Here is a 6,035-nt window from a genome sequence, read left to right on the forward strand (position 1 = left end):
ACTTCATACCGCGGAGGGCGGCCGTAACAGATGTGCGGTCGATCTTGGCCGGGTCCATTGTCAGCATGACCTCGACGATCCAACGCGCTGCCAAATAACCCGCCTGATTGAAAGTATCGCGCTGGACATTCTTGGACGCATACTTGTCGAGCACCGCATACCAGTTCAGCATGTCGGGCGATTGCTTGTCGAAAGGTTCGAGCTCGAGCTGGGCGTAGACCTTGTTGTCCCAGTAGGGACCGATCGTTTTCGGAAACTCGAGATTGTAGACCGAGGTCGGCGCGGCGAACTTCACCTTGGAACCGAGGTCCTGGTCCTCGGCGGCCTTGAGCAAGGCAATCACGCCGTCACGCGGCAAGCTCGCCTCGATCAGGTCGGGCCTGAACGACATCGCCTGGAGGACGATGGAAGTCATGTCGATCGCCGCGGGATCGATCAGGATCACGTTGACCGCCACACCCTTGGAAGCACCCCACGCCTTGACGCCGTCGCAGGAGAAATCGCCGACGCCGGGAATGTTGGGCGCGACACAGACGACACTCTTGATGCCGAACTTCCCATGCATGTACTGCACTGCGCCAAGGTTGCTCAACCGAGGACCAGCGTTCGTTGACGAATAGTTCCTCCCAAAGAAGCAATCCCGGGGGATGCCAACGCCGGCGACGACAAGCACCTCGTTCTTTTCGTAAGTCGCCTGGTTAGCGGCGCATTCGACGAAGCTGTTGCTGCCGACCAGGGCAACCACCTTCTTATCGGTCACCAGCTTGGCCGCAGCTTGAGCGGCCTGCTCGGGCTTCCAGGCRTCGTCCTCCAGCGTATACTCGATCGGGCGGCCATTGATGCCGCCATTCTCGTTGACGCACTTGAAATACGCCGCAGCCGCATCGCCCGAAGAGCTGAAGTCCGCCGGGCCTGTCCGACCAACGATGCCGCCGATCGAGATGGGCGCACCGGTCGCAGCCTTGCCGGTATTCAATCCGCATTTCGGCGCGGAGGCAGCTTCTGCGGAATCATTGAACGCTAGCGCCGCAAGCGTGCATGCGACGGCCGCCACGGCCGCTTTTATCGATCGTCTCATCAAATTCCCCCTTTTGTTACGTGATTGACGGCTGCGACCACCGCAAGTCTTCTTTGTGAAGCCCGCCGCCAGGACTCCACGCGGTTCAAAGCCAGTCTCACTTGTCGGAACCCTCATCCGCCGCTCCGGATGCCATGACATCGTCGATCGTGCGACCGACAACGTGCTCATCGAACCGCGCTCGAAGCCGGCGCTAGCAGCGTCTTCCCGGCGATCAGATCGGCGGCGCGCTCGGCAATCATGATTGTCGGTCCGTTGGTGTTGCCTCCTGGCACGGTTGGCATGACMGAAGCGTCGACCACCCTCAGCCCCTGCAATCCACGCACGCGCAGTTGCGGATCGACCACTGCCGCTGGCCCAGTCCCCATCGCGCAGGTCCCGACGGGATGATGGCCGACCTCAGCCGTGCGCCGGACAAACGCGTCAAGGTCGGCGTCGGAGACGACCTCGGCGCCAGGCGAAGTCTCGCGCTCGATCAGCGGGCCGAGCGGTGGCGTATTGTAGATGCGCCGTACCAATCGAATGCATTCGCGCGCTGTCGCGCGATCGCCTTCGGTTCCAAGAAAATTGAGCCGGATACGCGGAGGGTCACGCGGATCAGCCGAGCGCAGACGCAATTCGCCGCGACTTTCGGGATAATTGATCGACGGATATCCCTCCAGCATGTGCTGTTGCGGCGGCGTGATCCCGGGAAACCAAACCTTGGCGTCCATGCGCGTCGAGTTGAAGAAGAGCTGAATGTCCGGTCGCTCGACATCGGGCCGGCTGCGCACGAAGGCGAGCGCGGTCAATGCCTGGGTCGCGAAATCGCCCTTGCGGAACAAGGCCCACTGCAACACAGAAAGTGCAACGCGATCGGCCCGCAGGCGGCTCAGAAACGTGATCGGCTGCTTGATCGCGAATTGAATGTGAAACACCACATGTTCGGATAGATTCTTGCCAACCGCTGGGAGCTCGTGAACAGGGGTTATCCCGTGTTCGGCAACTTCATCGGCCGGCCCGATACCCGACAACAGGAGAAGCTGTGGTGAGTTGTAGCTCCCACCGCACAGGATCACCTCGCGCCTCGCGCGAACGGAAACACGCTTGCCGTTCGCGACGTAGGTGACGCCCGTCGCGCGCCCCTTCTCGATCAGGACCCGCTCCGTCAGGGCCCCGATCTTCACGGTGAGATTGGCACGCTTCAATGCGGGGCGGAGATAGACCGCCGATGCGCTGCTGCGCACACCATTCTTGATCGTCAGGTCGACGATGCCAAAGCCCTCAGGCTGCGCTCCCGAGAAATCGTCGGTCATCGGAATCCCCGCGGCAATCGCCGTGTCGCGGATCAAGCCGAAATTCAGGTTGGAAACATCGGTTGGGCTGACGCCGAGCGGTCCTGCGCCGCCGTGATAATCGCCTTCGCCTCGCCAGCTGCCCTCCGCGCGCTTGAAATAGGGAAGAACGTCGGCATAGCTCCAGCCTTCGCACCCGGACTGGCGCCACAGGTCATAATCGCGCGGGTGTCCGCGCACGTAGAGCATGCCGTTGATTGACGAAGAGCCGCCCAGGACCTTGCCACGTGGAAGCGAAAGGCGCCGCCCGTCGAGAAACGGCTCCGGCTCCGTCGCATAATTCCAGTTGAACTTGGGACCGCGCCAGATCTGGCGCCATGCCAGCGGTATTTTCATGAATATGCTGTTGTCTTTGCCGCCGGCCTCGAGCACGAGGACGCTGACTTTCGGATCTTCGCTCAAGCGGTTCGCCAATACACAACCGGCCGAACCGGCACCCACGATGACGTAATCACACTCGTCCACGCGCCCTCTCCCCAATTCCAGCAACCCGACTCAGATGAACATGTCGTTGTTGACGGGGAGGCCGTTCGCCTCGCAGTAACGCGTGTAGTGTTCGATGAACCAGAAGACATCGGCGGTGAAATCATACTCACCGTTGTCATCGAAGAATTCGATAGCGCCGTTCAGCCAGAACAGCGCCTTCATGCCATTCGGATCGTCGGAATAGAGCGTGTGCGCCGCTCCCGGGAGCTCGTAGATGAAGTCGCCGGGCCTGGCGATCCAGTCGTATTCGTAATAGCCCCAGGATCCTTCCAGAGTGATGGCCGACACGAAGCCGCGATGCTTGTGCGTGCCGATCCGCCCGCCGCTCTTGACCCACAGAATGTTGGCTGCTGCGTTGTTGCGAACGTCGAAGCACAGGTGCTTGATGGCTGCGACGTCGCCAAAAGGAATCCAGGGTGAGGATTTGTCATCGCCCGCGATATAGGCGCCTTCCTYTGCAAAGCGCCTGATCGCCTCCGAGTGTGGCTCATCCGGCAGCTTCACGATTTTGCTCGCGTCCCGCATTCCGTTTCCCCCCAAGAGCACTTGGCTCTCTTTTGGCCGAGGTAATCACCCCGGTCGGAAAGCGGTCAAAGAGGAAATCGCCGCTGCACCGCAACCGTTCATTCGAAGGTCCGTCAAGCTGTTGATAAAGATAGAGATGTTCCTTCGGAGCACGATCGGCAAACGCAGCTTGGCGACGATYGGGGCGAGAGCAAATGGATCATTTCATAAATTTGGATTGATCAAATGATGCAAACCCGGCAATTCTGTAGCGAGAAGAAAAGCTTGGTGGGTGGGAGTGCGGCCAAATGATTTCCAAGATCGAAGAAAGCAGCCTGCTCGATCGCGGTGGACGGCCAACCTTGCGGGATATGCTCTCCCAGATCGTGTACGATCCTGCTCACGCGCATATCAGCTTGCGCAACGCGCGGCTTGTCCTCCATCGCGCCTCGATCGCTGTTCAGCTCCAGGAGGAATTGGTTCGCCGCTTCGGGTCTCACGACGCGCGGGTTATTTTGCTGCGCTTAGGGTTTCAGGCGGGAACGCAGGATGCAGAGTTTATCCGCACCGCCTGGCCTGGGCTCGACATCGGGGACGCGTTCACCGCAGGCACGCGGATGCACACCATGTCTGGCGTCGTGCGCGTGCAGACTGTCTACAACGACTTCAATTTCAAGCAGAACAAGTTTGCAGCGGAGTTTCTCTGGCATGGTGGCATGGAGGCGACCGAGTTTCTCAATCGCCAACGCTGCGCGTCCGAGCCCGTTTGCTGGATGCAGGTCGGCTACGCGTCGGGATATGCCAGCTTTTTCTTCGACAAGCTGATCGTTTATAAGGAAACGGAATGTGCCGCGATGGGGCACAAACACTGCAGGGTGACCGGCAAGACGGCCGATGCCTGGGGTGCCGACGATCCCACGGTTCGCATGTTCCGCGAGGAGGTCGTTCCATCGCTTGCAGACCTTCCGCGCAGAACCGGCGGGGTCGAAACGGCAATCCATGTGCCGACGAAGACAACCTCCAGACACGGGGGTGCAAGCCTCGAAGACGTTGTGCTGGAGCCCGTCCGCAGCCAGCTGGATAGCGTTGCCGCAGGAGAGCTCCCTGCGCTGATCGTCGGTCCACATGGTTGCGGAAAACACCTCGCGGCGCGCTACCTGCACCACCAGCGCCACGGAACAGGCGGCCGATTGCGACGCCTTGTCTGCAGATCCCTCACCAGCGAGCAGATCGATATCTGGCTCAGGAAATTGAAGCAATCACGCGAGACGTGGCTGCTGGAGAATATCGAGACACTGTCCGAGGAATGCCAACTCCTGTTGGCCGAAAGAGTAGAGAGTCGGGACTTGCCGCCCGGGCTGCAATTGGCCGGCACATCCACTCATCGGCTGAGCGAGCTCATTGCCATGCCCGCACTCCGCCGGGACTTTCTCTTCGCCCTTGCGGTTCTGCCGATTGAGCTTCTCGGCCTCCAGCACAGGCGCGGCGACATTGCCGACATCGCTCGGGCCATGCTCGCAGCGATGTCGGAGAACGAAGCCTTGCCGCAGCATCGTCTCTCCCGTGCGGCGCTGGATTCGGTCAAGGGCATCGCTCTCCCTGGAAACCTCCCGCAATTGCGCTCGGTTCTCCTGAACGCCTTGTTCAAGGCCAGGTTCGACGGCGGCAACGAACTGCCGGGAGAGATTCAACCGAAGCACTTCTCGAGCGAGCTGGCATTAGCGCCTCCCAGTTCAGCAGACACCTATGTGGGCGGCATAGTCGATCAAATGGCTGCTAAATCGCTCACGATGAGCGAACTAAGCCAACGAATCTACGCGGAGGCGCTGCGACGTTCGGATGGCAGGGTTTCGACAGCAGCGCGGATGCTCGGCGTCACCAGGCCCCAGTTCGTTTATCGGGTGAGAGGAATTGAATCCGGGAATTGAGGACCGTACGATCGCGACGAGCTTCCTCGCTTCAGTCGCCGAGCGGCCCATTTGAATTTCCGTCCGTCCCCTTCAGCAACTCGTATTTGATCCGACGCATCCGTGTCTGGGCTTCGAGCGGCTTGTAATAAGCCGTCGACGCGGCGAGCAGATCGATGGCCGCGAGAATGGCATAGCGCGATGCGGTCGGCTTGAGCGCATCGGGCGCTTCGGGCACGTACACGCCGAGCGCAATATCGGCGATTGAGGCCAGCCTGCTTTGCGGCCTAGTAATCGCGACGACCAGGGCACCGTATTGCTTGGCGATACTGGCTGCCTCAATCACCTCGGTCGCCGCACCGGTGGTCGAGATGGCGATGACGACGTCGTCCTGGCCAAGGGTCGCGGCGATCATGCGCATCAAGCTCGGGTCGGAGGCGTGAGAGACGGCGATCCCGAGGCGAAAGAAGCGATTCTGAACCTCCATTGCTGCAAGGGTCGAGCCGCCGCCCACGCCGAATGCTGCAAGTTTCGAACAGCGCGAGATGGCTTCGGCAGCCCTCTCGATGTCCTCCTTCCGCAGTCCCTCCTCGGCAGCGGCGATTGCGCGACGAATTTCCTGGAACACCGACCGCCAGAGAGCGGGGCGCGCCAGATCCGTGCCGACATGCGGGGGCAGCTCGACGTAAATCCGCCCGACCGCCATTGCTTGAGCCAGCCTCACCT

At 60.7% G+C, this 6,035-nt stretch carries 5 protein-coding genes; 1 reads left to right on the top strand and 4 read right to left on the bottom strand.

Annotated elements, in window-relative coordinates; translation table 11 throughout:
• The 3 genes from AC1D00_RS22800 to AC1D00_RS22810 all read right to left on the bottom strand — a co-directional run.
• A partial coding sequence (locus tag AC1D00_RS22800) for an ABC transporter substrate-binding protein (RefSeq protein ID WP_477012201.1) occupies positions 1-1,249 on the bottom strand: 1,249 nt, incomplete at its 3' end.
• Positions 1,246-2,877, bottom strand: coding sequence for a GMC family oxidoreductase (locus tag AC1D00_RS22805; protein ID WP_477012202.1), 1,632 nt, complete (start codon positions 2,875-2,877; stop codon positions 1,246-1,248). The genes AC1D00_RS22805 and AC1D00_RS22800, both read right to left, overlap by 4 nt.
• A gap of 30 nt (positions 2,878-2,907) precedes the next feature.
• On the bottom strand, positions 2,908-3,402 hold the full coding sequence (locus AC1D00_RS22810) for a 2,4'-dihydroxyacetophenone dioxygenase family protein (protein ID WP_477012203.1): 495 nt from the start codon (positions 3,400-3,402) through the stop codon (positions 2,908-2,910).
• A 308-nt stretch (positions 3,403-3,710) separates the two neighbouring features.
• On the opposite strand from AC1D00_RS22810, the gene AC1D00_RS22815 reads away from it, so the two are divergent.
• Positions 3,711-5,330, top strand: coding sequence for a XylR N-terminal domain-containing protein (locus AC1D00_RS22815; RefSeq protein WP_477012204.1), 1,620 nt, complete (start codon positions 3,711-3,713; stop codon positions 5,328-5,330).
• Positions 5,331-5,361: 31 nt separating this feature from the next.
• Here AC1D00_RS22815 and AC1D00_RS22820 read toward each other — a convergent pair.
• Positions 5,362-6,035: MurR/RpiR family transcriptional regulator (locus AC1D00_RS22820; RefSeq protein ID WP_477012205.1), on the bottom strand; the 674-nt coding region annotated here is incomplete at its 5' end.

It is taken from the genome of Bradyrhizobium sp. P2_E8, from assembly GCF_056403875.1.